The organism is Streptomyces spinoverrucosus (assembly GCF_015712165.1).
Taxonomy (GTDB): domain Bacteria; phylum Actinomycetota; class Actinomycetes; order Streptomycetales; family Streptomycetaceae; genus Streptomyces; species Streptomyces spinoverrucosus_A.
This window is the reverse complement of sequence record NZ_JADPZX010000001.1, coordinates 7,494,694-7,521,428: the sequence shown is the minus strand read 5'-3', so window position 1 is coordinate 7,521,428 and position 26,735 is coordinate 7,494,694. Positions and strand designations below refer to the sequence as shown.

Annotated in this window: 23 protein-coding genes; 4 read left to right on the top strand and 19 right to left on the bottom strand. The window is 72.5% G+C overall.

The features are described 5' to 3' along the window. The first annotated feature begins 194 nt into the window (after nucleotides 1-194). Nucleotides 195-881, top strand: a complete 687-nt coding sequence (locus I2W78_RS34205; protein WP_196464116.1) for a DUF5995 family protein — start codon at nucleotides 195-197, stop codon at nucleotides 879-881. A gap of 100 nt (nucleotides 882-981) precedes the next feature. Further along, complete coding sequence (locus I2W78_RS34200) at nucleotides 982-1,911, top strand: LLM class F420-dependent oxidoreductase (protein WP_196464115.1); 930 nt, start codon at nucleotides 982-984, stop codon at nucleotides 1,909-1,911. A gap of 7 nt (nucleotides 1,912-1,918) precedes the next feature. Here I2W78_RS34200 and I2W78_RS34195 read toward each other — a convergent pair whose 3' ends face one another. The 10 genes from I2W78_RS34195 to I2W78_RS34150 form a co-directional block, all read right to left on the bottom strand. Next, nucleotides 1,919-3,616 (bottom strand): flavin monoamine oxidase family protein, encoded by a 1,698-nt coding sequence (locus tag I2W78_RS34195; protein WP_196464114.1) that lies wholly within the window; start codon nucleotides 3,614-3,616, stop codon nucleotides 1,919-1,921. Nucleotides 3,617-3,663: 47 nt separating this feature from the next. Then, the gene (locus I2W78_RS34190; RefSeq protein WP_196464113.1) at nucleotides 3,664-4,452 is read right to left on the bottom strand and encodes a carbon-nitrogen hydrolase family protein; all 789 of its coding nucleotides are present in this window, start codon (nucleotides 4,450-4,452) and stop codon (nucleotides 3,664-3,666) included. 210 nt (nucleotides 4,453-4,662) lie between these two features. Beyond that, complete coding sequence (locus tag I2W78_RS34185) at nucleotides 4,663-5,040, bottom strand: DUF742 domain-containing protein (RefSeq protein WP_196464112.1); 378 nt, start codon at nucleotides 5,038-5,040, stop codon at nucleotides 4,663-4,665. Between the two features lie 8 nt (nucleotides 5,041-5,048). Beyond that, nucleotides 5,049-5,516 carry a roadblock/LC7 domain-containing protein gene (locus I2W78_RS34180; RefSeq protein WP_196464111.1) on the bottom strand — a complete coding sequence of 156 codons (468 nt, stop codon included), beginning with the start codon at nucleotides 5,514-5,516 and terminating at the stop codon, nucleotides 5,049-5,051. Then, nucleotides 5,506-8,199 carry a sensor histidine kinase gene (locus tag I2W78_RS34175; protein WP_230885681.1) on the bottom strand — a complete coding sequence of 898 codons (2,694 nt, stop codon included), beginning with the start codon at nucleotides 8,197-8,199 and terminating at the stop codon, nucleotides 5,506-5,508. Before I2W78_RS34175 ends, I2W78_RS34180 begins: the two co-directional genes overlap by 11 nt. Before the next feature lie 131 nt (nucleotides 8,200-8,330). Beyond that, a complete protein-coding gene (locus tag I2W78_RS34170; protein WP_196464110.1) occupies nucleotides 8,331-9,800 on the bottom strand; it encodes an HAD-IA family hydrolase in 1,470 nt (489 codons plus the stop codon). Nucleotides 9,801-9,866: 66 nt separating this feature from the next. Further along, on the bottom strand, nucleotides 9,867-10,943 hold the full coding sequence (locus I2W78_RS34165; RefSeq protein ID WP_196464109.1) for an ABC transporter ATP-binding protein: 1,077 nt from the start codon (nucleotides 10,941-10,943) through the stop codon (nucleotides 9,867-9,869). A 4-nt stretch (nucleotides 10,944-10,947) separates the two neighbouring features. Next, nucleotides 10,948-11,760, bottom strand: a complete 813-nt coding sequence (locus I2W78_RS34160) for an ABC transporter permease (protein ID WP_196464108.1) — start codon at nucleotides 11,758-11,760, stop codon at nucleotides 10,948-10,950. Further along, on the bottom strand, nucleotides 11,748-12,644 hold the full coding sequence (locus I2W78_RS34155) for an ABC transporter permease (protein ID WP_196464107.1): 897 nt from the start codon (nucleotides 12,642-12,644) through the stop codon (nucleotides 11,748-11,750). Before I2W78_RS34155 ends, I2W78_RS34160 begins: the two co-directional genes overlap by 13 nt. After that, complete coding sequence (locus I2W78_RS34150) at nucleotides 12,641-13,798, bottom strand: ABC transporter substrate-binding protein (RefSeq protein WP_196464106.1); 1,158 nt, start codon at nucleotides 13,796-13,798, stop codon at nucleotides 12,641-12,643. The genes I2W78_RS34155 and I2W78_RS34150 overlap by 4 nt, the downstream gene beginning before the upstream one ends. A gap of 211 nt (nucleotides 13,799-14,009) precedes the next feature. On the opposite strand from I2W78_RS34150, the gene I2W78_RS34145 reads away from it, so the two are divergent. Beyond that, complete coding sequence (locus tag I2W78_RS34145; protein ID WP_196464105.1) at nucleotides 14,010-14,750, top strand: GntR family transcriptional regulator; 741 nt, start codon at nucleotides 14,010-14,012, stop codon at nucleotides 14,748-14,750. 79 nt (nucleotides 14,751-14,829) lie between these two features. Here the strand turns inward: I2W78_RS34145 and I2W78_RS34140 are convergent, their stop codons facing one another. The 8 genes from I2W78_RS34140 to fmt all read right to left on the bottom strand — a co-directional run bounded on the left by I2W78_RS34140 (nucleotide 14,830) and on the right by fmt (nucleotide 23,371). Beyond that, nucleotides 14,830-15,282, bottom strand: a complete 453-nt coding sequence (locus I2W78_RS34140) for an Lrp/AsnC family transcriptional regulator (RefSeq protein WP_196464104.1) — start codon at nucleotides 15,280-15,282, stop codon at nucleotides 14,830-14,832. Between the two features lie 10 nt (nucleotides 15,283-15,292). Then, a complete protein-coding gene (locus I2W78_RS34135; protein WP_196464103.1) occupies nucleotides 15,293-16,762 on the bottom strand; it encodes an amino acid permease in 1,470 nt (489 codons plus the stop codon). A gap of 334 nt (nucleotides 16,763-17,096) precedes the next feature. After that, the gene (locus I2W78_RS34130; protein ID WP_196464102.1) at nucleotides 17,097-18,542 is read right to left on the bottom strand and encodes a GuaB1 family IMP dehydrogenase-related protein; all 1,446 of its coding nucleotides are present in this window, start codon (nucleotides 18,540-18,542) and stop codon (nucleotides 17,097-17,099) included. A 132-nt stretch (nucleotides 18,543-18,674) separates the two neighbouring features. After that, nucleotides 18,675-18,989 carry a barstar family protein gene (locus I2W78_RS34125; protein WP_196464101.1) on the bottom strand — a complete coding sequence of 105 codons (315 nt, stop codon included), beginning with the start codon at nucleotides 18,987-18,989 and terminating at the stop codon, nucleotides 18,675-18,677. A 74-nt stretch (nucleotides 18,990-19,063) separates the two neighbouring features. Then, nucleotides 19,064-20,107 carry a sugar-binding transcriptional regulator gene (locus I2W78_RS34120; RefSeq protein ID WP_196464100.1) on the bottom strand — a complete coding sequence of 348 codons (1,044 nt, stop codon included), beginning with the start codon at nucleotides 20,105-20,107 and terminating at the stop codon, nucleotides 19,064-19,066. A gap of 89 nt (nucleotides 20,108-20,196) precedes the next feature. Further along, the gene (gene rpe / locus I2W78_RS34115; protein ID WP_196464099.1) at nucleotides 20,197-20,883 is read right to left on the bottom strand and encodes a ribulose-phosphate 3-epimerase; all 687 of its coding nucleotides are present in this window, start codon (nucleotides 20,881-20,883) and stop codon (nucleotides 20,197-20,199) included. Nucleotides 20,884-20,951: 68 nt separating this feature from the next. Further along, nucleotides 20,952-22,370 carry an RsmB/NOP family class I SAM-dependent RNA methyltransferase gene (locus I2W78_RS34110; protein ID WP_196464098.1) on the bottom strand — a complete coding sequence of 473 codons (1,419 nt, stop codon included), beginning with the start codon at nucleotides 22,368-22,370 and terminating at the stop codon, nucleotides 20,952-20,954. Between the two features lie 68 nt (nucleotides 22,371-22,438). Next, nucleotides 22,439-23,371 carry a methionyl-tRNA formyltransferase gene (gene fmt, locus I2W78_RS34105; protein WP_196464097.1) on the bottom strand — a complete coding sequence of 311 codons (933 nt, stop codon included), beginning with the start codon at nucleotides 23,369-23,371 and terminating at the stop codon, nucleotides 22,439-22,441. Between the two features lie 264 nt (nucleotides 23,372-23,635). On the opposite strand from fmt, the gene I2W78_RS34100 reads away from it, so the two are divergent. Next, the gene (locus I2W78_RS34100) at nucleotides 23,636-24,178 is read left to right on the top strand and encodes a hypothetical protein (protein ID WP_196464096.1); all 543 of its coding nucleotides are present in this window, start codon (nucleotides 23,636-23,638) and stop codon (nucleotides 24,176-24,178) included. A gap of 279 nt (nucleotides 24,179-24,457) precedes the next feature. On the opposite strand, the gene I2W78_RS34095 is transcribed toward I2W78_RS34100, so the two are convergent. Then, nucleotides 24,458-26,611 carry a primosomal protein N' gene (locus I2W78_RS34095; protein WP_196464095.1) on the bottom strand — a complete coding sequence of 718 codons (2,154 nt, stop codon included), beginning with the start codon at nucleotides 26,609-26,611 and terminating at the stop codon, nucleotides 24,458-24,460. Nucleotides 26,612-26,735 lie beyond the last annotated feature (124 nt).

Here is a 26,735-nt window from a genome sequence, read left to right as displayed (position 1 = left end):
CATTGCGCCGGGCGGCGCGCCTGCGCGCGGCCCGGCGGGCGGCCAGGCGTTGGGCACGTAAGCCAGACACAGTGCTGTTCCCCCCTCGTGCTCTCCCCCGCACTCCCCCACGCGCGGCGGCCGCGTTCCCCCGTTCTGGGGAAGCCTCGGGCTCGCCGGCACCCGGGCCAGCCTAGGGCTGGGACCCTGCCCCCATGACGCAGTTGGAAGAGTTCACCACTCCCGTCGACGCGGTCGTCTCCCGGATGCGCACGCTCGCCGCGACCCTGCCCCCACAGGACGGCGTCGCGGTCTTCAACCGTGTCTACCTCGCCGTCACCGAGGCCGTCGACCACCGCATCGACACCGGGGGTTTTCCCGACGCGCGGGCCGCGATCACGCTGGACGTGCGGTTCGCGGAGCGCTATCTGGCGGCCGTCGACGCGGTCGCGGCGGACCGGCGTCCACCCGCCTGCTGGCGGCCGCTGTTCCAGTCGCGCCGCCATCCCGGGGTACGGCCGCTGCAGTTCGCGCTCGCGGGCATCAACGCGCACATCGGGCACGATCTGGCGCTCGCCGTCGTGGACGCCTGTCGTACGTTGGACTGCGAACCGGCGGAGCTGGAGGACGAGTACGACCGCGTGGGCGACCTCCTCGTGACGCTGGAGGAGCGCATCCGCGAAGATCTGATGCCGGGTCCCGACCTGCTCCAGATCGCCGACCCGCTCACCCATCTGCTCGGCGCGTGGAGCCTGGAGCGCGCCCGGGACGCCACGTGGTCGGCGGCGCGGGCGCTGTGGGCGCTGCGCCGGCTCCCCGACCTGGCCGCGGAGTTCACCGAGCGCCTGGACGCGGCGGTGGGCTTCGCGGGGCGCATGATGCTCACGCCACTACCGAACTGATCCGGCCACTCCCGCGCCGCCACGCCTCCGCAAGCCCTGAACTCCTGTGTGAACGTTGTACGTTCGACATGAGCGAACCTCTTGCGAAGGAGCACAAGGTATGGCGATCCGGCTCGGCCTCAGCCTCCCCCAGATGCGGCAGTACGACCTCGGCAGGGACGTGCCCGACGTGGCCCGCGCTGCCGAGCAGGTCGGCTACGAGAGCCTGTGGGTGTTCGAGCGCGCCCTGTTCCCCGAGCCCGCCACACAGGGCCTGTACGGCGTCGAGGGCCTCCCCTGGCCCGACTTCTACCGGCATGTCGCCGACCCCCTGGTGACGCTCACGCTGGCCGCCGCGGCCACCGAGCGGGCCAGGCTGGGCAGCAGCGTGCTGGTGGCGCCGCTGCACGTGCCGTTCCAGCTCGCCAAGGCCCTCGCCTCGCTGGACGCGGCGAGCGGCGGCCGGGTGCTGGCCGGGTTCGGCACCGGCTGGTCCCTCGACGAGTACGCGGCAGCGTCGGTGCGGCCGTTCGAGGAGCGCGGGCAGGTGCTGGACGAGCTGATCGAGGTGTGCCGCGCGGTGTGGGGCCCGGACCCGGTCCGGTACGACGGACGCGTCACGAAGATCGAGTCGGCCGTGGTCGGCCCCAAGCCCGCCCGGCCGATCCCGATCCTGCTGGCCGCGAGTAGCCCGAAGGCCATGCGCCGGCTCGTCGACCACGCCGACGGCTGGCTGCCGGTCGGTATGGGCAGCGACCAGGTCGCCGCGCAGTTGCGCCAACTGCGGGATCTGGCGGCCGAGCGCGGGCGCGAGCGGCCGATCCAGACGGTGCTGCGGGTGAACGCCCAGTACTCGGCCAAGGCGTACGACGGCGCCGACCGCCAGCCCTTCCAGGGCAACGCCGACCAGATCGTCGAGGACCTCGTGCCGTACGCCGGGATCGACCTGGAGGAGATCATGATCGATCTCCAGATCACCCCGAGGGACGCCGAGGAGCTCAAGGACGCGGCCGCACAGGTCTACGAGAAGGCCCGCGCGGCCGGGGTGTGACGGCCGGTCAGTCCTCCGGGAGCTCCACCGGCGCGATCTCGTCGTAGACGTCGCCGGGGCCGGGGTTGGCCGGGTCGGTCTCCCCGCCGAGGTGGTGCATGACGCCCCAGACCGCGTTCAGCGCGGTCTGGACGGCGCCCTCGGCCCAGCCCGCCGTCCAGGAGATGTCGTCACCGGCGAGGAAGATGCCCCGCTTGTCCTCGGGCAGCCGGTCCTGCATGAAGTGCGTGAACAGACGCCGCTGATAGCGATAGTGCCCGGGCAGGTTGGCCTTGAACGCGCCCATGAAGTAGGGCTCGTTCTCCCAGGACACCGTCACCGGGTTGCCGATGATGTGCTTCCTGATGTCGACCTTCGGGTAGATCTCGCCGAGCGACTTCAGCATGACCTCCATCCGCTCGTTGGCGGACAGCGGCAGCCACTTCAGGCTGTCGTCGCACCAGGTGTACGACAGGCAGATCACGGCCGGCTTGTCGGGGCCGTCGTCGAGCAGGTAGGTCCCGCGGGTCATCCGGTCGGTGAGCGTCATCGACATGACGTCACGCCCGGTCTCCTCGTCCTTGTCCAGCCAGAACGGCCGGTCCACGGGCACGAAGAGCTTGGACGACTCCATGTAGTGGGTGCGCTCGATCGCCGTCCAGTGGTCGATCGGGAAGAGCGTGTCGTCGCACTGGATCTTGGACAGCAGCATCCAGGACTGGGCGGTGAAGATCGCCGCCCGGTAGGTGCGGATGTCGCCGTTCGCGTCCGTCACGGTGATCCCGTTGCCCGCGGTGCGGTTCAGGCGGGTCACCGCCGGGCGCGGCTCGCCGTTCTCGTGCAGCGTGGCCAGCGAGGTGCCGTAGGCCCAGTGCACGATCTTCTCCGGCTCGCGCTCCCACAGCCGCAGCGGCAGCTGCTGGGAGCCACCGACGATGCCGCGGTGGTGGTCGTCGGCCTCGGTGTAGACGACCCGCAGGATCTCCAGGATGGAGTTGGGGAAGTCGGTGTCCCAGCCGCCGGTGCCGAAGCCGACCTGGCCGAAGATCTCCCGGTGCCGGAACGACTTGAAGGCGTCGGAGTCGCAGAGGAAGCCGTAGAAGGTCTGGTTGTCGAGCTTCTGGACGAGCTGCGCCCAGATCTCCCGGATGCGCGGCACGTCCCGCTCGCGCATCGCCCGGTTCATGTCGGAGAAGTCGGCGCCCTCTTCCAGGCACTTGTTCCACGCCTCGGCCACGTCCCGGTAGACCTGCGGCAGGTCGTCGATGGTCTCGGCGTAGTGCGACTCGCCCTTCAGATCGACGACGGTCGACGGGGTCGCCTCGGCCAGCGGGTTCGGGAAGGGCCTCGTCTCCAGGCCGGCCAGGTCGATGTAGTGCTGCAGGGCCGTGGAGGAGGGCGGGAAGCGCATCGCGCCCATCTCGGCGGTCAGCGAGGGGTCGCAGCCCTCGAAGCCGACGGTGCGCAGGCGCCCGCCGATCCGGTCGGCCTCGTACACGACCGGCTTGAGGCCCATCTTCATCAGCTCGTACGCGGCCACGATGCCGGACAGACCGCCGCCGATGACCGCCACCTCGGTGCCGTGCTCGGTCGCCGGAAGCTGGCCGAGGCCCGCCGGGTGGGCGAGGAAGTCGTCGTACGCGTACGGGAAGTCCGGGCCGAACATGGTGATCGGCGGCTGCTGCTCGTCGGCGTGCTCGACGGCGTTGGGCACCGTGGACGTCATGGGGTACGGACTCCTTGCGCGAAACGGAAGATCAGGGGGGCGGGGGTTCAGACCAGGGACCCGTAGAGACCGGGGCGGCGGTCCTTCAGGTACGGGTTCGCCTCTCGGGAGGCGGCGAGGAAGGCGGGGTCCACATCGGCGAGGACGAGTTCCTCACCGCGCCCGGTGCGGGTGCGGGCGAACCCGTCCGGTCCGGCGAGCGTGGACAGCCCCACGAACTCGAACTCGCCCTCCTGGCCGACCCGGTTGACGTACGCCACGTACATCTGGTTCTCGAACGCCCGCACCGGCACCAGCGACTCGGCGACGAACTGGAACGGGTGCATCTGCGCGGTCGGCACCAGCAGCAGGTCGGTGCCGGCGAGGGCGTGGGCGCGGACGTTCTCCGGGAACTCCACGTCGTAGCAGATCATGATCCCGACCCGCAGCCCGTCCAGCTCGGCCTGGACGACCGGCTGCTCGCCCGGCGTGAAGTGGTCGCGCTCGAAGCAGCCGAAGAGGTGGGTCTTGCGGTAGTTGGCGAGCCGGGTGCCGTCGGCGGAGATCAGCTGGGCGGAGTTGAAGACGACGTCGGCGGAGCGCTCCGGGTAGCCGTACGCGACGGCCAGGCCGTGCCGGGTGGCGATCTCGGCGATCGCGTCGGCGGCGTCACCGTCGGCGGGCTCGGCGAGGCGGGCGATGTCGTCGCCGATCGCGTAGCCGGTCAGGAACATCTCCGGGGCGACCAGCAGCCCCGCACCGGAAGCAGCGGCACGGCCCGCGGCCTCGTCGAGGACCTTCAGGTTCTCGACCGTGGAGCCGGGCCGGCCGGAGCTCTGGAGCAGGGCGGTGCGCATGCGTGTTCCTCACCAGGACGGATGGGTGTGGGGGCCACGTAGACGGTACGGGCGGCGGACCGGGCCGGACAAGAAGGAGCCGTTGCGTGCCGGTGCGCCGATCGTTGCGTCGATTCCGGGCCGGGCGGCGATTCGTTGCGCGACCTGGGCCGCGGCTCCGGCCGGGTCCCGCCCCACGGAACCCCGTAGGGGCGCCGTTCAGATCTCGCGTCAGATCTCGCGAAGGCGTTCCACGATCTCCCGCAGCAGCTCCGGGTCGGCCGAGGGACCGTCGGGTGCGCGGCGCGGCGGGTCGATACGGACGAGGCCCGCATCGGCGAGGTCGCCCAGCAGAACGCGGACGACGGTCAGCGGGAGATCGGCGTCCGCGGCGAGTTCGACGACCGGTCGGGGCCCGCGCCGCACCAGGTCGAGCAGCGAAGCCCGGGCATGGTCGACCGCGGGTCGCTGATCGTCCGTCTCCACCACGCTGACCAGCGACATCATGTCGACGGCATGCTGCGGCGAGGGCCTGGTACGGCCCCGGGTCACGGTGTACGGGCGGACCAGTGAGCCGGTCTCGTCCTCGTACCAGTGGTCGTCGGTCACGGCCCGGCTCAGGCGCCCGCCGGGTCGGCGGCCGAGCGCACCGCGGCGTCCATGTGTCGGCCGACCCGGCGGACCAGCAGCGCCATCTCGTGGGCCAGCTGTCCCACGTCCGTCTGGGCCTCGCTCAGTACCGCGAGCCGGCTGCCGGCGCCGGCCGGGGTGACGAAGAGGTAGGCGTCGTCGAGCATCACCATCGTCTGCCGCACCTCCCCCGCGTCGAACCGCTCCCCCGCCGAGCGGGCCAGGGCGTGGAAGCCGGAGCTCACGGCCGCGAGGTGTTCGATGTCCGCCTCTCGCATGCCTTCGCTCGCGCTGAGCGGCAGTCCGTCGGCGGTGAGCAGGACGGCCTGGCGGACATGGCCGGTCCTCGCCACGAGGTCGTCGAGCAGCCAGCCGAGGTCGGTGCCTGGGGGGTCACCCGCGTCGGGCTCGCTGCCGGTGCGGGACTGCTGCTCGGGGGTCTGGTCAGGGCGCATCGTCGGCGTCCGTCCCTTCCTCGGTGTGGGTGCGCTGCGTGGAGGTGCCTTCCTGGGTTCCCGGCTCTGTCCTGGGCAGCCCCTTGCGTCCCCGGTGGAGCCCGCGCTGGAACGCGCCGAAGACGTCCCGCATCTCCTCGGCACTGACCTCACGCCGGGCGGGCGGCTCGGCGGCCGCCGGTGGATCACGGCGGAGCTCGGCGACCAGGGAGGCCTGGCGGACGCGGGTGGGGAGGGCGGGGGTCGGAGGGTCGGGCTCGGCGGCCGGGTCGGCACTGTCGGGTCCGGGGGCCGGGGCGGCATCGGCGCGTCCGGGGGCCGGGGCGGCATCGGCGCGTCCGGGGGCCGGGGCGGCATCGGCGCGTCCGGGGGCCGGGGCGGCATCGGCGCGTCCGGGGGCCGGGGCGGCATCGGCGCGTCCGGGGGCCGGGGCGGCATCGGCGCGTCCGGGGGCCGGGGCGGCATCGGCGGATCCGCCGCCCGGCTCGCTCACAGCGTCGCCCGCCCCCAGCCCGGCCCTCGGCCCGATCACAGCGTCGCCCGCCCCCAGCCCGGCCCTCGGCCCGATCACAGCGTCGCCCGCCCCCAGCCCGGCCCCCGGCCCGCCCTCGGTGCACTCCACCCCGGCGCGACCCACCCCCTCCCCCCAAGGCCGCGCAGGCGTCAGCACCGTCGCCCCTGATCCGGCAACCCGCCGCGCCTCTCCCGACCGTCGCCGCCGCTGCGGCAACGCCTCACCGCTCGCGTCAGCCGCCGCCTCCCCCTCCGGCCGCTCCGGATCCACCGCCGCCAGCACCGCGTCGGGCAGCAGCACCACGGCCGTCGTACCGCCGTACGGCGACCGGCACAGGGTGACCTCGATGCCGTGGCGGGCGGCGAGGCGGCCGACGACGTACAGGCCGAGCCGGTCGTGTGAGGCCGGGTCGAAGTCCTCGGCGCGGCGGATGGTGCGGTGGGCCTCCTCGATCCCGTCGGCGTCGAGTCCGAGACCCCGGTCGTCGATCTCCAGGACGAATCCGCCGCGGGCACGGCCGGCCCGCATCGTCACACGGGTGTGCGGCGGCGAGAACACGGTGGCGTTCTCGACCAGCTCGGCGATGAGATGGACGACGTCGGCGACGGCGTCGGCGGCCACGCCCACCCGTTCCATCGGCGGCACCTCGACGCGCGCGTAGTCCTCGATCTCGCCCACCGCGGCCACCACGACGTCGGCGATCGGCACCGGACGGCGCCAGCGGCGCCCGGGCACCGCACCGGAGAGGATGATCAGGCTCTCCGCATGGCGCCGCATCCTGGTGGTGAGGTGGTCGATCCGGAACAGCTCCTGAAGGACGTCCGGATCGTCCGTGCGCCGCTCCAGCGTGTCCACCAGCTTCAACTGCCGGTGCACCAGCGCCTGGTTGCGGCGGGCGATGTTCAGCAGCACCGCGAACAGCCCGCGCCGGAGCCGGGCCTGCTGCACGGCCGCCTCGACGGCGGCGAGCCGCGCCGCGTTGAAGGACCGCCCGACCTGCCCGATCTCGTCGGAGCCCGCCTCACCGTCGGCGAGCGGCGGCGCCTCGGCCACGGCGTCCACGTCCTCGCCGGCGCTCAACCGCTCCATCACGTCGGGCAGTTGACGCGTCGCGAGCAGGTCGGCGGCGTCGCGCAACGTCTCCAGGCGGCGGGAGATCCGACGGGCACCGCGCACCGCGAACCACAGCGAGAGCGCGACCGCCGCTAGCCCGACCACACCGACGACGACGGCCTTTGCCAGCTCGCGGTACGCGAACGCGCGCCCCCGGTCGGCGGAGTTGATCGCGGACTGGGTGGCCATCTCCATGTACCGCACGACGGCCCGGTCGACGGTGCTGCGCCAGGACCCGGCGGCGACGGCCTCGCCCGCGCCCGCCGCACCGGCGCGCAGCAGGGCGTCCTCGCCGCGGGTCAGCTCCCGGTACAGGTCCGAGCGCCGGAACTCCTCGTACAGCGACCGTGAGTCGGCGGGCAGATCGGGGACGTACGTCCGCTCGAAGACGCGCCGGTCCTCGATCGTCGCGACGAGCGTGTCGTACTGCTCGTCCGTGAGCGTCCCGGCCGCCCGCGCGCCCGCGACCAGCGCGTCCTCGCGCGAGACGAACTCCCGTACCCGCACCAGCTCGATGACGACCTGCGCCTCCCGGGCGAGCTGCCCGGCCTGCAGCGCGGTGAGGGTGGACTGCACGTCGAAGCCGGGTTCCACGAGGGTGCTGTACTCGGCCACGGCCCGGTCCCAGGTGATGTCCCGGGACAGCACGCGGTGGCGCAGCTCCTCCAGCCGGTCCGTCGATTCGGCGACCCCGTCGAGGATCTCCCGCTGCCGCTGCGAGAGCCGGTCGCGGTCGCCGTCCCGGAGGGCCTCGCGCATGGCGTTGACGGCCCGGTCGGTGCGCCGTTGCTGCTTGAGCAGGTCCACGGCGGCCTCGTCGCGGTGCCCGGTGCCGAGGTAGGCGGCGGACAGCCGGCGCTCGATCTGGATCTGGCCGACGGCCGTGTCCACGGGCGTGCCGAAGTCCTCGTACACGCCCTGGACCCGGACCAGCGCGCGCAGTTCCCCGGTGACCGACCACATGGCGAAGGTCCACAACAGGGCCAGGGCGAGCACGGGAGCCATGGCGAGCGCGACGATCCTCGAACGGACCGTGGTGGGACGGCCGATGCGCATGGTCTCCCCGGGGCTGCGGTGCGGTCGGGCGGGGGCAGCTACCCACTGGTGTTACCCGCGGGTAGAAAGTGCGGGCACAACCTACGGGAAGCCCCACCCGACCCGCAACGGTTACCCCGAGTACCCGAAGATCAGCGCACGGTCGGCAGCGCGAACCTGGTCACCACGGCCGCGTGGTCCGACGGCCAGTCGTTGCCGGCGACGTCCGGCCAGGGCGCCGGCGTGCCCGCCACGTACGTGCGCGAGTCCAGCACCCGCAGGCCGCGGTGGAGGACGTAGTCGATCCGGTCCTGCGGTTCGGGCCGCCCGCTGCCGTCCTCGTGCAGCACATGGATCGGCGACCAGGTGTGGCCCGGCGCGGCGACCGGATCCGGGTGCGCCTCGCGGTAGGAGTCGCGCAGGCCCGCCTCCTGCGCCGCGCGCGTCACCGGCCAGTCGACGTCCGGCCGGTCCAGGTGCGAGGGGCAGTTGAAGTCGCCGACCAGGACGACGGGTACGCCGTCGTCGCCCGCGTCGGCGATCCGGCGCAGCGTGTCGCACATCTGGGCCAGCCTGACCTCCTCGTGGGCGATCAGGTCGGCGGCGCCGAGCCCGTCGAAGGCCGCCTCGTAGGGCCCGTACGGCGTGTAGTGCAGGTGGGCCGTCCAGATGTCGACCTCGCGGCCCGGGGCGAGGCGGATACGGACGCCGGCGGCGCCGTAGAAGCCGACGTCGGGGTCGCCGTGGCGGGCGGTGATCGGGTGGCGGCTGATGATGCCGAGGTTCTCACCGGCCTGGTGGTGGTGCCAGCCGAGGGCGTCGGCTAGTTCCCGGGCGGCGGTGTGGGCGGTCTCCTGGAGGCCGACGACGTCCGCGCCCGTGTCGACGACGGCCTTGAGCTGCTTGGCGCGGTGGTCGTCGACGCCGGCGCCGCCGAGCCAGAGGTTCCAGCTCATCACGCTCAGTTCGAGGGGCATGACCATGGCGTTGAGTTCCTCGGTGGTCACGCCGACGAGGCTCGCTCGTACGGTCCGGCCGGGCGCCGCGTCGATCGGTGCGAGCGACGGTACGGCGAGCACCGCGCATCCGGCCGCCTCGGCGGAGGTGACGCCGGTCTGGGTGTCCTCGACGGCGACGCAGGCGGCGGGGTCGGCGCCGAGGGCGTGGCAGGCGGCGAGGTAGGGGTCGGGGGCCGGCTTGCTGCGGGCGGTGTCGTCGGCCGTGACGGCAACGGCGAACCGGTCGGCGCCGAGCACGTCGAGCACGGTGCGGGCGACGGCCCCCGGCGAGGCGGTGACCAGCGCGGTCGGTACGCCGTCCCGCGCGAGCGCGTCGAGCAGGTCGAGCGCGCCGGGGCGGGGCACGATGCCGGTGCGGACGCGTCCGGCGAACTCCCGGTGCAGCGCGGCGGCCAGGTCGGCGACGGGCCGTCCGGTGGCTTCGGCCAGCCACCCGGCGGTGTGCTCGACGGTCCGGCCCAGCACTTCGGGCCGGTCAGCGTCGGTCAACGGCCGTGCGGCGACGTGTTCCACCGCCTCCCACCACAGCCGCTCGGTGTCGACGAGCGTGCCGTCCATGTCGAACAGGACAGCCTGGAGGGGGAGGCGGGGGTGGGGGGTCACGTGGTTCTCTTTCGTGCGTCGGTACGGTGTTTCGGCTGGGCAGCAGCCGGCGCTGCAAGGGAGGCGTCAGTCGGCGGCACGCTCCGCCACCAGCACCGGCCGCTCCGGCAGCGACACGCCGACGGCCGCGCCGATGCCCAGCCCGGCGGCCTCGTGCGCGGGCAGGTCGGCCTTGACCTCGGTGCCGTCCGCGAGCAGCACGGTGACCCGTACGACGGCGCCCAGGAACGCGGTCGCGACGACCCGCGCCGTACCGTCCTCGTCGGCCCGCACCCGCACGGCCTCCGGCCGCACCAGCACGTCCACGTCACCGTCCGCGGGCCCGGCCCCGTCCACCGGCAGCCGCTGCCCGAGCACCTCGACGTCCTCGCCCTTGCGCGTCCCCGGGATCCGGCTCATCGTGCCCACGAACTCGGCGACGAAGGCGGTCGCCGGACGCCCGTACAGCTCGGCGGGCTCGGCGCACTGTTCGAGCCGCCCGGCCCGCATCACCGCGACCCGGTCGGCGACGGACAGCGCCTCCTCCTGGTCATGGGTGACGAACAGCGTGGTGATGCCCAGCTCCTGCTGCAGCCGTCGGATCTCCTCCCGGAGAGCGAGCCGCACCTTCGCGTCGAGCGCCGACAGCGGCTCGTCGAGCAGCAGCACCCGCGGCCGCAGCGCCAGCGCACGGGCCAGCGCGATCCGCTGCTGCTGCCCGCCCGACAGCTGGTGCGGGAACCGCTCCCCCTTGTCCGCCAGCCCGACCAGCTCCAGCAACTCGGCCGCCCGCGCCCGCCGTTCGCCGCCGCGCACCTTCCGCATCCGCAGGCCGAAGGCCACGTTGTCCAGCGCGTTGAGATGCGGGAAGAGGCTGTACGACTGGAAGACCATCCCGGCGTCGCGGCGATGGGCCGGAACCCGGGTGACGTCCTGGCCGTCGACCAGCACCGCGCCGGAGTCCGGGTGCTCGAACCCGGCGAGCATCCGCAGCGCGGTGGTCTTGCCGCAGCCCGACGGCCCGAGCAGCGCGAGGAACTCCCCCGGCCGGACTGTCAGATTCAGCCCGTCGAGCGCGACCGTCGGCCCGAACTCCCGGCGCAACTCCCGGAATTCGACGGTGGCGGCGCCCACAGCGGTCGCCTTCTCAAGGGTGGTGGTCATTGGTTCATCCCCGGGATGCGGTACGGGTGCGTCCGCCGGCACCGGCGAGCGCGAGGAGCAGGACCCATGTCACGAGCAGGCTGAGCACGGACACGGCGACGGACAGCTGGGCCTGGGAGCCGCTGACGTTCACGATCCACACGGCGAACGGCTGGAAGCCCAGCAGCTGCGCCACCGTGAACTCGCCGAGCACCAGGGCGAGCGTGAGGAAGGCGGCGTTCAGCAGCGCCCCGCGCAGATTCGGCAGCACGGCCTGCGCGAGCGCCTGCGGCCAGCCGGCCCCGCAGCTGCGCGCCGCCTCGACCAGCGTGGGTACGTCGACCGACCGCAGCCCGGCATCCAGCGTGCGGTACACGAACGGCAGGGCCATCACGACGTACGCCATGACCAGCACGAACGGGAAGTCGGGGTTCTGGATCGCCACGAACGTCTGGAACAGCGGCGTACGCGACAGATGCTCCGGCCCCCACTTCAGGACGGTCCCGATGCCGGCGACGAAGGCGATCGGCGGCACTACCAGCGGCAGCGAGCAGATCACCTCGACGACGGGCCGCAGCCGGGACGCGCCGAGCCTGAGCGCGACCATCGCGGGCACCATCAGCAGCAGGACGATCGCGATGGTGGCGGCGGCGAGGCCCAGCGAGAGCAGCAGGCTGGCGACGAAGCCGCCGGTGGAGAAGATCTGTGTGTACGCGTCGAAGGTGATCCCCCTGCCGGGCACGTCCACCGTGAAGACGACGGACGCGGCGAGCGGCACCAGGAAGTACAGCGCGGCGAGGCCGAGCACGACCCACCGGGACAGGTTCAGGCGAGCCATCGGGCACTCCGGCGTTGCAGGGGCAGGTAGACGGCCATGACGAGGCCGGCGACGAGAACCATGTCGAGGCTGAGCGCGAGCGCCACGTTCTCCTGGCCGACCAGCACGTTGCCGGAGATGGCGTCGGCGATCTGCAGGGTGACCAGCGGCACCGAGCTGCCGACCATGGCCGCGGCGGTGGCGTACGCCGCGAACGCGCTCCCGAACAGCAGCACAAGCCCGCCCAGCAGCGAGGGCAGCAGCACGGGCAGGGCCACATGCCGCCAGTACTGCACCGCCGTGGCCCCGTTGTTCTGGGCGGCCTCGCGCCACTGGGCGCGCAGTCCGTCGAGGGCGGGGGCGATGGTGAGGACCATCAGCGGGATCAGGAAGTACAGGTAGACGAGGACCAGTCCCCAGAAGCTGTACAGGTCCCAGCCCGTCGCGCTCAGGCCCAGGTGCCGGGTGAGCACACCGGCGTTGCCGAGCGTGGCGACGAAGGCGAACGCCAGCGGCACGCCACCGAAGTTGGCGAGCACGCCGGACGCCGTGAGCACCGTCTCGCGCAGCGCCCGCGAGCCGGAGCTGACGACCACGTGCGCGAGCGGCAGCCCGAACAGCGCGCCGAGCCCGGCGGAGACGGCGGACAGCTTGACGCTGCCGAGCAGGGCCGTGAGGTAGGCGCCCTGGAGGGAGTTGGTGAGGTTCTCGGTGGTGTACGAGGTCGCGCCGGTCGCCGGGTCCTTGACCGTGAAGGCGCCGTTCAGCATGGCGATCGCCGGGAGCCCGAAGGCGATCGCGACGAAGACGAGCAGCGGCAGGACGGCGAGCCATCCGGGGGCGCGGCGCCGCCGCTTCGGGGAAGCGACGGGCGCCACGTCCGCCCGCGTGAGCGTGGCGGTCATCCGGAGACGGCCTTCGCCCAGCCCTGGGCGAGCACGGTCTTGGCCTTGCTCTGCTGCTCCTCGGTCGGGAAGACCGGCGTGCCGGCGACCTCGGGCAGCTTGGCGGCGGCGGCCTTGTCGAGGGTGCCGGCCTTCTCCATGGCGGGCATCAGCGCCGGACGGGCGTAGCCCGCGAGCCACAGGTTCTGGCCCTCGGCGCTGTAGAGGTACTCCTGCCACAGCCGGGCGGCGGCCGGGTGCGGGGCGTCCTTGTTGATGGCCTGCGAGTAGTACTGCGAGAACTTGCCGTCGGCCGGGACCACGACCTTCCAGTCGACGCCCTTGGACTTGAACTCCTCGGCGTAGCCGGCGTTCAGGTAGTCCCAGTCGATGCTGATCGGCGTCTCGCCCTTCTCGACGGTGGCCGGCGTGGACTCGACGGGCGTGTAGTTGCCGTTCTTCTTCAGCTCGGCGAAGAAGTCGAGACCGGGCTGGATGTCGTCGAAGGACCCGCCGCCTGCGAGCGCGGCGGCGTAGACACCGCCGAAGGCCGAACCGGACTTGGTGGGGTTGCCGTTGAGCGCGACCTGCCCCTTGTACTGCGGCTTGAGCAGGTCCTTGAAGGTCGTCGGGCACTGCTTCACGCGCTTCGCGTCGCACCCGATGGACACATAGCCGCCGTAGTCGTTGTACCAGCGGGCCTGCGCGTCCTTCTGCGCCTCGGGGATGTCGTCGTAGGCCGCCACCTTGTACGGCGCGAGCAGCCCCTGCTGGGCGGCGCTCACCGCGAAGGAGGAGCCGAGGTCGAGGACGTCGGGGGCACGGTCCTGGCCCTTGCGGGACGTGACGGCGTTGATCTCGTCCTGGCTGGAGCCGTCGGGGTTCTCGACCTCGATCTTGATGCCGTACTTCTTCTGGAAGCCGTCGATGAGGGCGCCGTAGTTGGCCCAGTCGCGGGGCAGCGCGATGGCGTGCAGCGTGCCCTCCTTCTTGGCGGCGGCGACCAGCTTGTCCATGCCGCCGAAGTCGGCGGCGGAGGTGGCCGTGGCGGCGGACTTGCCGTCGGCGGTGGTGGAGGCGTTGTCGGGGGCGGCGCCGCAGGCGCTCAGGGCGAGCGCGGCGACGACGGCGAGGGAGCCGCCGAGAACGGCTGATCGCGGCAGGGACACGGACACGGGTCTCTCCAGAAAGGTGCGCACAAGGGTGGGGTGCTGCCGAACTTGTTTGAACAAGTTGGCCTCAGTACGCCCGGCCTCGATGACGCGACAGTGAACGCAAGTCGAACGAGAACACCCTGTCGCCTGCACATTGGCGGCTGACACGAATCACTTCGGCTATCGATTAGGCTGGTGACGCTGTGCACAGCTACCGACTCAGAGGGGCAGCATGACCGCGCGACACGAGGAGATCGCCGACGCACTGCGACGGGCGATCGACCGCGAGGAGTACACAGTCGGCAGCCGACTGCCCTCCGAGACGGAACTCGCCGCGCAGTACGGCGTCTCCCGCGGCACGGTCCGCCAGGCCGTCGCGAGCCTGACCGCCGAGGGTCTGATCGGCTCCCGGCAGGGGGCGCGCCGGGTCGTGCTGGCGAGCCGGCGCAGCCAGAGCTTCGGCGAGCTGCGGAGTTTCGCCCAGTGGGCGCGGGCCATGGGGCGGGAGGCGACGGGGCGGGTGGTCGAGCAGGCGTACAGGGCCGCCACCGTGGAGGACTCCGTACGGCTCCAACTCGCCGAGGGCACACCGGTGTTGCATGTGCTGCGGGTGCGGGGGCTGGACCGCGAGCCGGTCCTGCTGGAACGCACGGTGTACGCCGACTGGATCTCCCCGGCGGTGGAGGCCATCGAGCCGGAATGCCCGTCCGTCACCCAGCGCCTGTACGACGACACGGGGCTGGTCTTCGCGTACGGCGAGCACGTCATCGACGCCGTCGCCGCCGGCGCGCAGGATGCCGAGCTGCTTCAGGTTCGTCGTACGAGCCCGTTGTTGCGGGTGCGCCGGGTGACCACGACGCACGAAGGGCGTCCGGTGGAGTGGTCGGACGATCGCTATCGCTCGGACGCCGTGAGCTTCAGCGTGCACAACTCGATCGGGAACAATGCGTTGGCGAGGAAGACCGCGGAGTAGGGATCGGGGCGCGATGTCGCGTGCCGGCTTTCCGTCGTCCGTGGCTTGTCGCGCAGTTCCCCGCGCCCCTTGCGGCGACTTACGCCGGCGCGCCCGACGAGTAGCGTCTGAGCAGGGGTGACAGGACCAGGACCGACTTCGTGCGCTCCACGAACGGCTCCCCGGCAATGCGCTCGAGCACCCGCTCGAAGTGCCGCATGTCGGAGGCGAAGACCTGGGCGACCGCGTCCGCGTCGCCGGTGACGGTGGACGCGGCCACGACCTCCTGGTAGCGCTCCAGGCCCCGCTGGATGGTCTCCGGCGAGGTGTTGCGGCGGCAGTAGATCTCGACGAACCCCTCGGTCTCCCAGCCGAGCGCCGACGGGTCCACCCGGACGGTGAAGCCGGTGATGGCGCCGGTCGCGCGCAGCCGGTCCACGCGCCGCTTCACGGCCGGCGCGGACAGACCGACGAGCTGCCCGATGTCCGCGTAGGAGCGGCGGGCGTCCTCGGCGAGGGCGTGCACGATGCGTTCGTCGAGATCGTTCAGCACTGCGGGTGGGTCACTTCACTTCGGGTACGGCGAGACGGGAGCGGCGGTAGCCGTAGAGGAAGTAGAACACGAGACCGGCGGCCATCCAGAATCCGAAGACCACCCAGGTCACGGTGTCGAGGCTGAACATGTTGTACGCGCAGAAGGCGAAGCCCAGCACCGGCAGCACCGGCCCGAACGGCACCTTGAACGTGCGCTCCAGCTCCGGCCGCCGGTAGCGCAGGACGATCACCGCGATGTTGACCAGCGCGAAGGCGAACAGCGTGCCGATGCTGGTGGCGTCGACGAGCTTGCCGAGCGGGATCAGCGCGGCGAGCGCACCGCAGAACAGGGACACGATCACGGTGTTGAGGCGGGGCGCGCCGGTCTTGTGGTGGACCTTGCCGAGCGCCTTGGGCACCAGGCCGTCGCGGGACATCGCGAACAGGATGCGGGTCTGGCCGTAGAGCACGGTCAGGACGACGCTCGCGATGGAGATGACCGCGCCGAGGGCGAGCAGGGTGCCCCAGAAGCTCTGGCCGCTGACGTCGCTCATGATCGCGGCGAGAGAGGCGTCGGAGCCCTCGAACTTGGTCCAGTTCCAGGCGCCGACGGCGACGGCGGCGACGAGCACGTACAGCGCGGTCACGATGATCAGCGAGAGCATGATCGCGCGGGGCAGGTCCTTCTTGGGGTTCTTGGCCTCCTCACCGGCGGTGGAGGCGGCGTCGAAGCCGATGTAGGAGAAGAACAGCGTGGCACCGGCGGCGCTGACACCGGCCATGCCGAGCGGCATGAAGTCGGCGTAGTTGCCGGACTTGAAGCCCATGAAGCCGACCGCGCAGAACAGCACCAGCGCGGCGATCTTCACCGCGACCATGATCGTGTTGGCGCGGGCGGACTCGCGGACGCCGCCGAGCAGGAACACCATCGCCAGCAGGACGACGATCAGCGCGGGCAGGTTGATGATGCCGCCCTCACCCGGCGCCGAGGACAGCGCGGAGGGGATGGTGACGCCGATCGTCCCGTTAAGCAGCTCGTTGAGGTACTCGCCCCAGCCGACCGCGACAGCGGCCACCGACACGCCGTACTCCAGGACCAGGCACCAGCCGCAGACCCAGGCGACGAGTTCACCCATCGTTGCGTATGCGTATGAGTACGAGGACCCCGCGACCGGGATGCTGCCCGCCAGTTCGGCGTACGACAGGGCCGAGAACAGGGCCGTCAGACCCGCGATGACGAACGCCAGGGTGACCGCGGGACCGGCCTCGGGGACGGCGTCGCCGAGGACGACGAAGATGCCGGTGCCCAGCGTGGCACCGATGCTGATCATGGTGAGCTGCCACAGGCCGAGGGAGCGGCGGAGCGACCCTCCCTCACCCTGGCCACCCTCCGCGACCAGGCGTTCCACGGGCTTGCGGCGCATCAGGCGCGCGCCGACCCCAAGGGACGAGGGATCGGTGTGGCTGCTGTGCTGCGGGGGTGCGCCTTGGTCGAGCACGCGCTGGCTCCTTTGTTGCTGCCGGTCAGGGGGACGGGGACCGGCGGCACCCCCGTGCAGACACGGGAACCCACCGAGCGGGGTCCCCGCCACGCCACGTACGAGGCGACAGCCTATGGGTAGGAGCGTTGCCGTTGTAATGCAGCAACCTTGCGTATGCCCGCAAGATCATTGCGTTCCTGGACGGCGGGCGGATGTTCGTTGCACGGTGACTGTCGACTGTTGCGTATCGGACATCCGGGGTTCACCCGGACAACGCCTCGGGCGGTCACGACGACGGCCCCCGTCGGTCCTCACCAGGAGGTCCGACGGGGGCCGTACGAAGGGGAGTCGATCAGTTCCAGCTGGCGTGCAGCGGCTTACCCTCCGCGTAGCCGGCGGCGCTCTGGATGCCGACGACGGCCTTCTCGGCGAACTCCTCCAGGGAGGCGGCGCCGGCGTAGGTGCAGGAGGAGCGGACGCCCGCGATGATCGAGTCGATCAGGTCCTCGACGCCGGGGCGGGCCGGGTCGAGGAACATGCGGGAGGTGGAGATGCCCTCCTCGAACAGGCCCTTGCGGGCGCGGTCGTAGGCCGACTCCTCCGAGGTGCGGTTGGCCACCGCCCGCGCGGACGCCATGCCGAACGACTCCTTGTACGCACGCCCGCTCGCGTCGTGCTGGAGGTCGCCCGGCGACTCGTACGTCCCGGCGAACCACGAGCCGACCATCACGTTGGACGCACCGGCGGCCAGCGCCATCGCCACGTCACGCGGGTGCCGGACACCACCGTCGGCCCACACGTGCTTGCCGTACTTCTTCGCCTCGGCGGCGCACTCCAGCACGGCCGAGAACTGCGGCCGGCCCACGCCGGTCATCATCCGGGTGGTGCACATGGCGCCCGGGCCCACACCGACCTTGACGATGTCGGCGCCCGCCTCGATCAGGTCGCGCACGCCCTGAGCCGAGACGATGTTGCCTGCCACGATCGGCACCCGCGGGTCGAGGGCGCGCACCTGCTTGACGGCGCTGATCATCGACTCCTGGTGGCCGTGCGCGGTGTCGATGACGAGCGTGTCCACGCCCGCGTCGAGCAGCTGCTTGGCCTTGCCCGCCACATCGCCGTTGATGCCGACGGCGGCCGCTATGCGCAGCCTGCCCTGCGCGTCGACGGCCGGCGTGTACAGCGTGGCGCGCAGCGCGCCCTTGCGGGTGAGGATGCCGACCAGCTTGCCGTCGGCGTCGACGGCGGGGGCGTAGCGCCGGTTGTGGTGGTCGAGGGTGTTGAACGCCTCGCGGGGGTCCATGTTCGCGTCGAGCAGGAGCAGCTCGTCCTTGGACATGACCACTTCGAGCTGGGTGAAGCGGTCCACGCCGGTGAGGTCCCGGTCGGTGACGACACCGATCGGGCGGTGCTCCTCGTCGACGACGACACCGGCGTTGTGCGCCCGCTTGGGCAGCAGGGAGAGCGCGTCGGCGACGGTCTGGTGCGGGGCCAGCACGATCGGTGTGTCGAGGACCAGGTGGCGGCTCTTCACCCAGGAGACGACCTCGGTGACGACGTCGATCGGGATGTCCTGCGGGATGACCACGAGGCCACCGCGCCGGGCCACGGTCTCGGCCATCCGGCGGCCGGCGATGGCGGTCATGTTGGCGACGACGAGCGGAATGGTGGTGCCCGTGCCGTCCGGGGAGCTGAGGTCCACGCCCTGACGGGAGCCGACCGCGCTGCGGCTCGGCACCATGAACACGTCGTCGTACGTCAGGTCGTACGAGGGCTGGATGTCATTGAGGAAACGCACGTGCTGCACATCCCAGTCGTTCAGAGGTGGCCCCCGGACAGGTCAGCCAGGGGAGAAGAGCACGTACTTCATTGTCCCATGTCGGCCGGAATGCCATGCCCGGTGACTTCATCCAGGCAGGTCAGGGGGTCCTTAGGAGGATCCTCCAAGAGCGAGCGCCACGGTCAGCCCCGGCGCCGCGTCCGCGGCCTGCGCGAACACCTGCTGGGCGGTCTCCCACTCCTCGGGCCGCGCCTTCGCGTACGGCCGCCAGTTCCGTACGACGACCAGCAGCCCGTTCTGGACGGCGTCCCCGGGCCAGACGCCCTGGTCGGAGAGGCTGTCGGCCAGCGCGTCCCAGTTGCGGCCGAACCAGTCGGGCAGCTGAAGCGCCCGGGCGCAGCGGTCCATCAGGCCCGCCTTGTCGGTGATCCCGTCGAGGTCGAGGGTGACCACGTGATCCGTCATGTCGGCACCGATCGTCGTCGTGGCGGGAGAGACCGCGGCAGCGTACCGCCCCGGCCCTCCCGTGTGACCTTCCGTCAGGGCCCGTCCGGATCGGCCCGGTTCAGCGCCGGCCGCGGTGTCGGTCCGGCCGCCATCAGGTAGTCGGCCGCGGAGGTGTCCGTGACCAGGCTGGTGACGAGCCCCGACCGCAGCACCGCGTCGATCGCGGCCGCCTTGCGCTGCCCGCCCGCGATCGCGACGACCTCGGGGATACGGCGGAGCTGGTCGGCCTTGACCGTGATGCACCGCTCCCCCAGGTCCCGTCCGACCCGGCGGCCGTCGGCGTCGAAGAGGTGCGCGGACGTCTCGGCGGCGACACCGAGGGACGAGTAGTGCGCCCGCTCCTCGTCGCTGAGCATGTCGTACACCGTGGAGATGCCCGGCTCCCAGGAGCCGATGGAGACACAGGCGACCGTGACCTTGTCGAAGTACTCGAAGGCCCGGGCGATCCCCGTCTGGTGGCGCAGCGCGGCCGCGGTGGCGGCGTCCGGCAGCAGCATCGGCGCGTAGATGGGGTGGGCGTCGCCGCCGGAGACCTGCGCCGCCCGGCGCACGGCCTCGACGGAGCCGCGCTCGGCGGTCCCGGCGTCGTACACGCCCGTCAGCTGCACCACCGTGCAGGGCGGCAGCTTGTCGAGGGCGGCGGCCATGTGGATGGTGGACCGACCCCAGGCCAGCCCGAGCACATCGCCCTCGTTGACCAGCTCGCCGAGCAGGTCGGCGGCCACCTCGCCCAGGTTCTCGGGATCCGGGGTCTCCTCGGCCTCGGCCGGGGACTCGACCACGACGGCGTGCCTGAGGCCGTAGCGGGCGCGCAGCGCGTCCGAGCGCTCGGCGTCCAGTTCGGCCGGCACACGGATCTCGATGCGTACGAGATCCCGTTCGAGGGCGGTCTCCAGGACCCGGGCCACCTTGAAGCGGCTGACGCCGAACTCCTCGGCGATCTGGATCTTGGACTTGCCCTCGAGGTAGAAGCGGCGGGCCATGGCCGCCGCCTGCACCAGCTCAGCGGGTCCCATCCGCATGGCTGACCGGCCCGCCGACATACCCGACACGGCGCTCTCCTCACTGCTGTTCACACTCTGGATTCGCCGTTCATCCTTGCAGATACGGCGCGCTTGATCAGCCCTGCTGGGCGCCCGACGGGCGCCGTTCACGTAACCGTGGCTCAGTGGTCGCACGCCCATGCCGCGTGCTTTGTCGCGGCCTCCGCCTTGGCGCGCAGGGCACGCACCGCGGCGGCCGGGTCGTCGGCCCCGTACACGGCGGAACCGGCCACGAAGACATCGGCGCCCGCCTCCGCGCAGCGCTCGATCGTCGCGTCCGAGACACCGCCGTCGACCTGGAGCCACAGCTCCAGACCGTGCTTGCTGATCAGCTCCCGGGTGCGGCGGATCTTGGGCAGCATGATGTCCAGAAACGCCTGCCCGCCGAAGCCCGGCTCGACCGTCATGATCAGCAACATGTCGAGTTCGGGGAACAGATCCTCGTACGGCTCGATGGGCGTCGCCGGCTTCAGCGCCATGGACGCCCGGGCGCCCTTGGCCCGGATCTCCCGGGCCAGACGTACCGGCGCGGCGGCCGCTTCGACGTGGAAGGTGACCGAGGAGGCACCCGCCTCGACGTACTGCGGGGCCCACCGATCGGGGGCCTCGATCATCAGATGGCAGTCCAGCGGGGTGTCCGTCGCGCGGGCCAGGGACTCCACGACCGGCACGCCGAGCGTGAGGTTCGGGACGAAATGGTTGTCCATGACGTCGACGTGGAGCCAGTCGGCCCCTTCGACCGCCCGCGCCTCGTCGGCGAGACGGGCGAAGTCGGCGGACAGGATGCTGGGGTTGATCTGCGCGGCCATGACCCAAGCGTATGCGCTGTGCTGTGCTTGGGGGGTTGGGGGTTGCGAGGGCGGATCGGGAGCGAGCCTCAGCCGGTCCGCCGGATGATCGCCAGGTACATCGCGTCCGTGCCGTGCAGATGCGGCCACAACTGCACATCGGGCCCGTCGCCGAGGTCCGGCACGCCCGGCAGCAGCGGCCGGGCGTCGATCAGCTCGGCCTCCGGGAACTGCTTGAGCACATCGGCCACCACGGCCCGCGTCTCGGCGAGGTGCGGCGAGCAGGTGGCGTACCCGACGACACCGCCGACCCGCACGGACTCCAGTGCGGTGCGCAGCAGCCCGCGCTGCAGCGGGGCGAACCCGTCGAGGTCCTCGGGGCGGCGCCGCCAGCGGGCCTCGGGCCGTCGGCGCAGCGCGCCGAGCCCGGTGCAGGGCACGTCCATCAGCACCCGGTCGAAGGAGCCGGGCCGCCACGGCGGCCGGGTCCCGTCGGCGGCGATGACCTGGTACGGCCCGGGGTTGCCGTGCAGCGCCTTGGCCACCAGCCCCGCCCGGTGCGGCTGCTTCTCCGAGGCGAGCAGCGCGGCGCCCCGCTCGGCGGCGAGCGCACCCAGCAGCGCCGCCTTGCCGCCGGGCCCGGCACACCCGTCCAGCCACTTCGCGTCGGGCCCGTCGAGCGGCGCGTTCGCGAGGGCCAGCGCGACCAGCTGACTGCCCTCGTCCTGCACGCCGGCCCGGCCCTCCCGTACGGCCTCGATGGCCCCGGGCTCCCCGCCCTCGGTGAGCCGTACGGCATACGGCGACCAGCGCCCCGGCACGGCGGCGTCCTCGCGCAGCAGCTCGTCGGTCGTGGCCCGGCCCGGGCGCGCGACCAGCGTGACCTCGGGCCGCTCGTTGTCGGCCGCCAGCAGCTCCTCGACTCCGGCCCGGCCACCGCCGAGCGAGTCCCACAGCGCGGAGACGACCCAGCGCGGATGCGAGTGCACGACGGCGAGATGGTCCTCGGGATCCTCGTCGTAGGGCGGCGCGACCCGCTCCAGCCACCCGTCGAGGTCGTGCTGCGCGACCTTGCGCAGCACGGCGTTCACGAACTTGGCCCGCCCGTCCCCGAGCACGACCCGGGCCAGCTCCACGGTGGCGGAAACGGCGGCGTGCGACGGGATCCGCGTGCCGAGCAACTGGTGCGCGCCGAGGCTCAGTACGTCCAGGACCGGCGGATCGACCTCCCGCAGCGGCCGGTCCACGCACTCCGCGAGCACGGCGTCGTACGTCCCCTGCCGCCGCAGCGTCCCGTACACCAGCTCGGTCGCCAGCGCCGCGTCCCGCCCGTCGAAGTCCCCGCTCTCGCGCGCCTTGCGCAGCAGCGGCGGCAGGACGAGATTGGCGTACGCGTCCCTCTCGTCGACGGCCCGCAGCGCCTCGAAGGCAAGGATGCGGACGGGGTCCTTCTTGGGCCGACGATAGGGCTTGCCGGGTTTGCGGGGCCGACGGGAGGTGTCGCTCACGTAAAGGTGCTCCGGATTTCTGTATACGGTGTGCACCCAGCGTACGTCGAACGGCCTGCGCCGACGGCTCAGCCCCCGAGCACCTCACCGTCCGCGATCCGCACCCCACGCGCCCAGTCCGCCGCCCGCATCGGCTTCTTGCCCTGGGCCTGCACCCACAGCAACTCGACGGCGTGCGAGCCGGTGCCGACGTAGACGTTGTTCTTGCCGACGGACAGCTGCCCCGAGGCGAGGTCCGTCCGGTCGGGCACGAGCGCGACCTGCACGAGCTTGAGCCGCTCGCCCCGGAAGACGGTCCAGGCGCCGGGCGCGGGCGTGCAGCCGCGCACCACCCGGTCGACGCGCAGGGCGGGGGTGGCCCAGTCGACCCGGGCGTCCTCGACGGTGATCTTCGGCGCGACGGTCACGCCGTCGGCGGGCTGCGGTACGGCCTTCAGGGTGCCGTCCGCGATGCCGTCCATGGTCGCGGCGAGCAGCCCGGCGCCGGCGAAGGCGAGCCGGGTCAGCAGGTCGCCGCTGGTGTCGGTGGGGCGGATCGTCTCGGTCACGGTGCCGTAGACGGGCCCCGAGTCGAGCCCCTCCTCGATGAGGAACGTGGACGCGCCCGTGATCTCGTCGCCCGCCATGAGGGCGTGCTGCACGGGAGCGGCGCCGCGCCAGGCGGGCAGCAGCGAGAAGTGCAGGTTGACCCAGCCGTGGCTGGGGATGTCGAGGGCGACACGGGGCAGCAGCGCCCCGTACGCCACGACGGGACAGCAGTCCGGCCCGATCTGACGCAGCCGCTCCAGGAACTCCGGCTCCCGCGGCCTGACCGGCTTCAGCACCTCGATGCCGGCCTCCTCCGCCCGCTCCGCCACGGGGGACGCGACCAGCCGACGCCCACGCCCGGCCGGCGCGTCCGGCCGCGTGACAACGGCGACCACCTCGTGCCGCCCGGAGTCGAGCAGGGCGTCCAGAGCGGGAACAGCGACCTCGGGGGTACCGGCGAAGACAAGCTTCATATGCGGACACGGGCCTCTCGGCTGGGGTTGGTCAGGGCAACGCACAATTCTAGAAGCCGGGAAAGCCGCCGACGACGATCAACCCCCACGGGAGAGGCCAACCTCTTGCCGGCGCAACCCGGCATCAACGGCGCACGCATATGCCCATACGCCCCCACAGCGTGACCCCCGGAGCGAATCCGCGTTGGTCAAGAAAGAGTTGACCAACGGGCCGCCCCAGCGGCCCGATCCTTTCTCTTCAACGCCGGTTCGAGAGGCTTGTTCATGGCCGACCACGCAACCCACGACGCCCAGGCTCGGGCCAGCCTGCACTTGCTGGTGCGGGACATCGAGCGGGTCCGCCGGCAGGTGGACGCACTCCGCACGCTCACGGCCCAGTTGGGCAACGTCTACCGCCCGCGCCGCTCCGGCCCGTCCACGGGCTTCGTCGTCTACGGACGCGCCCCCGCCCCGACGGTCCGTCTCGCCCAGGAACTGCGGGACAGTGTCGAGACCCTGGTCACGGCCGCGGTGGACTTCGACCGTTCACTCGGGTTCTCGTGGGACGCGGTGGGCTCCGCCCTCGGAGTCACCAAGCAGGCGGTGCACCGCCGCTACGGCTCCCGCCGTGCCACCGCCCAGGCGGCCGCCGAGGCCGAGCGGACCACGGAGCCGTCGGGCACCCGCACGGTGAACGTCGGCACCGGTATCTCCACGGTTCCGACGGTCCCCGCGGCCCGCTCCATGCCGACCCAGCCGACGGCGGGCAGCCCGTCACTGCGCGACGAGGTCAGGCCGACCGCCTTCCCCGGCCCACGCAACGGCTGAACTCGCGACGGCTGGCCCCGCAACGCCTGACCTCGCGACGGCTGCCCCACTCCGGCTGCCGGACCCGCCCTCCCGGCCACGCCCGGGAGGGCAGCCGTATCCGCACCGTATTCACGCAACCGCATCCGCCCGGGACGCACCACCTCCAGCGGGCCGCCGTCCTCAGCGATGACCACGCAACCCCATCCACCCAGAACCCACCACCCCCAGCCAGGCCACCCACCTCAGCAATGACCACGCAACCGCATCCGCCCAGGACCCGCCCCCGCCTAACGGGGCTCAGCCGATGTCAGGCGGATCGATCCGCACCCGCACCGCCGCCCCACTCCCCCGAGCCATCCGCGCCGCCTGAACGGCCTTCAGCGCGGCCGCCAGCGCGGCCCCCCGCCCCGGCGGCACCCGGACCAGCGCCCGCACCCACTGCTCCCCGGCGGGCGGCGCCCCCGGCCGTCGCGAGCGCCCCGCCGCGACCGGCGTGACGGGCAGCGGAACAGGCCCCAACACCTCGGCCTCCGACGGCAGTTCCACCATCCCCAGAAACTCGGCGACCGCCTCCGCCGTCCCCGATACGGCCGCCATCCGCGACACCGGCGGAAACCCCAGCTCGGCCCGCTCGGCCAGCTCCCGCACCGCATGCCCCACGGGATCCCACCGCACCAGCGCCTGCACCGGCCGCAACGTCGGCTCGGCGACGACGACCACGGCCCCGCCGTCACCCTGCGGCCGCACGAGCGCCGAGGCCCCGATCCAGCGCCGCAGCGCGTCCTCACCGGCCCGCAGATCGGGCCGCCCGAGCATGGCCCACCCGTCGAGCAGCAGCGCCGCCGCATACCCGCCCTCGGCGACGGGCTCGGCTCCCGGCGTACTGACCACCAGCGCAGGCGCCGCCGGCACCGTGTCCAGCACATGCTCCCGCCCGGACGTCCGCACCGGCACCGCAGGAAAGGCCCGCCCCAGCTCCTCGGCGGTCCGCCGCGCCCCCACGACCTGCGCCCGCAACCGGAACGCCCCGCACTCCGGGCAGTGCCACGCGTCCTCCTCCCGCCCGCACCACCCGCAGCGCAGCGCATCGGAGTCCCGCGCCTCCAACGGACCCGCGCAGTGCCGGCACCGCGCGGGCGTCCGGCACTGCGCACAGGCCATCCGGGGCACGTACCCGCGCCGCGGCACCTGCACCAGCACCGGCCCGAGCCGCAGCCCGTCCCGGACCACCTGCCAGGCGAGGGTCGGCAGCCGGGCGGCCCGCGCGGCCTCGTCCCGCGCCAGATCCTGATCCCCCACGGTCCGTATCAGCGGCGCGGCGGCCCGCACCTGCTCCCGCACGGCGACCAACGGCCGCGCCCATCCGCTCTCCACGAGCTGCGCGGCCTCCACCGTGCAGCTCCAACTGCCCAGCAGAAAACCGCACTTGTCCTGGGCGGCGCGCAACAGCAGCACGTCCCTCGCATGGGGCTGCGGCGCGTGCTGCTCGCTGTGGCTGTCGTCCCCGTCGTCCCAGATGGCGACCAGCCCGAGGTCCTGAACCGGCGCGAACATGGCGGCCCGCGTCCCCACCACGGCCCGCACCGACCCGCGCCGCACGGCGAGCCACTCCCGGTACCGCTTCTCCGGACCCGCGTCGGCCGTCAACAGCGCGTGCCGCCCCTCACCCAGGAGAGCCGTCAACTCGGCGTCCACCCGAGAGGCGGTCCGGCCATCCGGTACGACAACCAGCGCGCCGCGTCCCGAGGCCAGTGTCGCGGCGACGGCGCGGGCCAGCTCGGCACTCCACTCGGGCCCGGGCAGGGCGTTCCAAACGGCCCGTGGAGCTCCCCCGGAGGCCAGCGCCTCCAGGAAGGCGGTCCCCCGCTCGTAACGCGCCCAGGACCCCGTCTCGGGCGCCGGGGGCGGCGGCTGCGGGGCGGGCGACGGTCGCTGCTCGGCGCGGGCGCTGCGCGGCGGCACGGCGAGCTGCAGCACATCGGCGAGGCTCCCGGCGTACCGGTCGGCCACGGCCCGGGCCAGTCCCAGCAGTTCCTCGCTCAGTACCGGCTCCGGGGACACCACCTGCGCCAGCGCCGCCAGCGGCCCCGAGTAGTCCGACTCGGCCCGCCGCTCGACGAGGAACCCGTCGATCAGGCCGCCGCCCTCACGGCGTCCTTCCCGCACCCGATGCCGTCCGGCCCCGAACCGCACCCGGACCCGCACCCCGGGCTGCGCCTCGGCGTCGAGCTCCTCGGGCACGGCGTAGTCGAAGTACCGGTCGAGATGGAGCACGCCCTTGTCCACGAGGACCCGCGCGACGGGCAGCTCCTTGGCCAGCGCCGCCCCCCGCCACGTACGCGGCTTGGCCCGGGGCGCCTTGGCCCTGCGGACGCTCTCCCGAATGAACGCGAGCTGCTCCGGCGGCGCACCCTCCGCGCCGCCGTCCCCCCGGCTGTTCTCGCTGCTCACGCTTGCATTCTTACCAAACACCACTGACAACCGACGCCGGCCCGAGATCACCTCGGCCGCGGCGCATACGCCGTGAGGCCCGGCCCCCGAAGGGAACCGGGCCTCACATCAGGCATCAGGCGAT

What these genes read in the sequence shown, in the direction of transcription:
- fmt (WP_196464097.1), bottom strand. Translation starts at nt 23,371, where the DNA reads ATGAAGCTTGTCTTCGCCGGTACCCCCGAGGTCGCTGTTCCCGCTCTG.
- I2W78_RS34145 (WP_196464105.1), top strand. Translation starts at nt 14,010, where the DNA reads ATGACCGCGCGACACGAGGAGATCGCCGACGCACTGCGACGGGCGATC.
- I2W78_RS34200 (WP_196464115.1), top strand. Translation starts at nt 982, where the DNA reads ATGGCGATCCGGCTCGGCCTCAGCCTCCCCCAGATGCGGCAGTACGAC.
- rpe (WP_196464099.1), bottom strand. Translation starts at nt 20,883, where the DNA reads ATGGCCGCGCAGATCAACCCCAGCATCCTGTCCGCCGACTTCGCCCGT.
- I2W78_RS34180 (WP_196464111.1), bottom strand. Translation starts at nt 5,516, where the DNA reads ATGCGCCCTGACCAGACCCCCGAGCAGCAGTCCCGCACCGGCAGCGAG.
- I2W78_RS34175 (WP_230885681.1), bottom strand. Translation starts at nt 8,199, where the DNA reads ATGCGCATCGGCCGTCCCACCACGGTCCGTTCGAGGATCGTCGCGCTC.
- I2W78_RS34165 (WP_196464109.1), bottom strand. Translation starts at nt 10,943, where the DNA reads ATGACCACCACCCTTGAGAAGGCGACCGCTGTGGGCGCCGCCACCGTC.
- I2W78_RS34190 (WP_196464113.1), bottom strand. Translation starts at nt 4,452, where the DNA reads ATGCGCACCGCCCTGCTCCAGAGCTCCGGCCGGCCCGGCTCCACGGTC.
- I2W78_RS34125 (WP_196464101.1), bottom strand. Translation starts at nt 18,989, where the DNA reads ATGACGGATCACGTGGTCACCCTCGACCTCGACGGGATCACCGACAAG.
- I2W78_RS34100 (WP_196464096.1), top strand. Translation starts at nt 23,636, where the DNA reads ATGGCCGACCACGCAACCCACGACGCCCAGGCTCGGGCCAGCCTGCAC.
- I2W78_RS34205 (WP_196464116.1), top strand. Translation starts at nt 195, where the DNA reads ATGACGCAGTTGGAAGAGTTCACCACTCCCGTCGACGCGGTCGTCTCC.
- I2W78_RS34195 (WP_196464114.1), bottom strand. Translation starts at nt 3,616, where the DNA reads ATGACGTCCACGGTGCCCAACGCCGTCGAGCACGCCGACGAGCAGCAG.
- I2W78_RS34155 (WP_196464107.1), bottom strand. Translation starts at nt 12,644, where the DNA reads ATGACCGCCACGCTCACGCGGGCGGACGTGGCGCCCGTCGCTTCCCCG.
- I2W78_RS34160 (WP_196464108.1), bottom strand. Translation starts at nt 11,760, where the DNA reads ATGGCTCGCCTGAACCTGTCCCGGTGGGTCGTGCTCGGCCTCGCCGCG.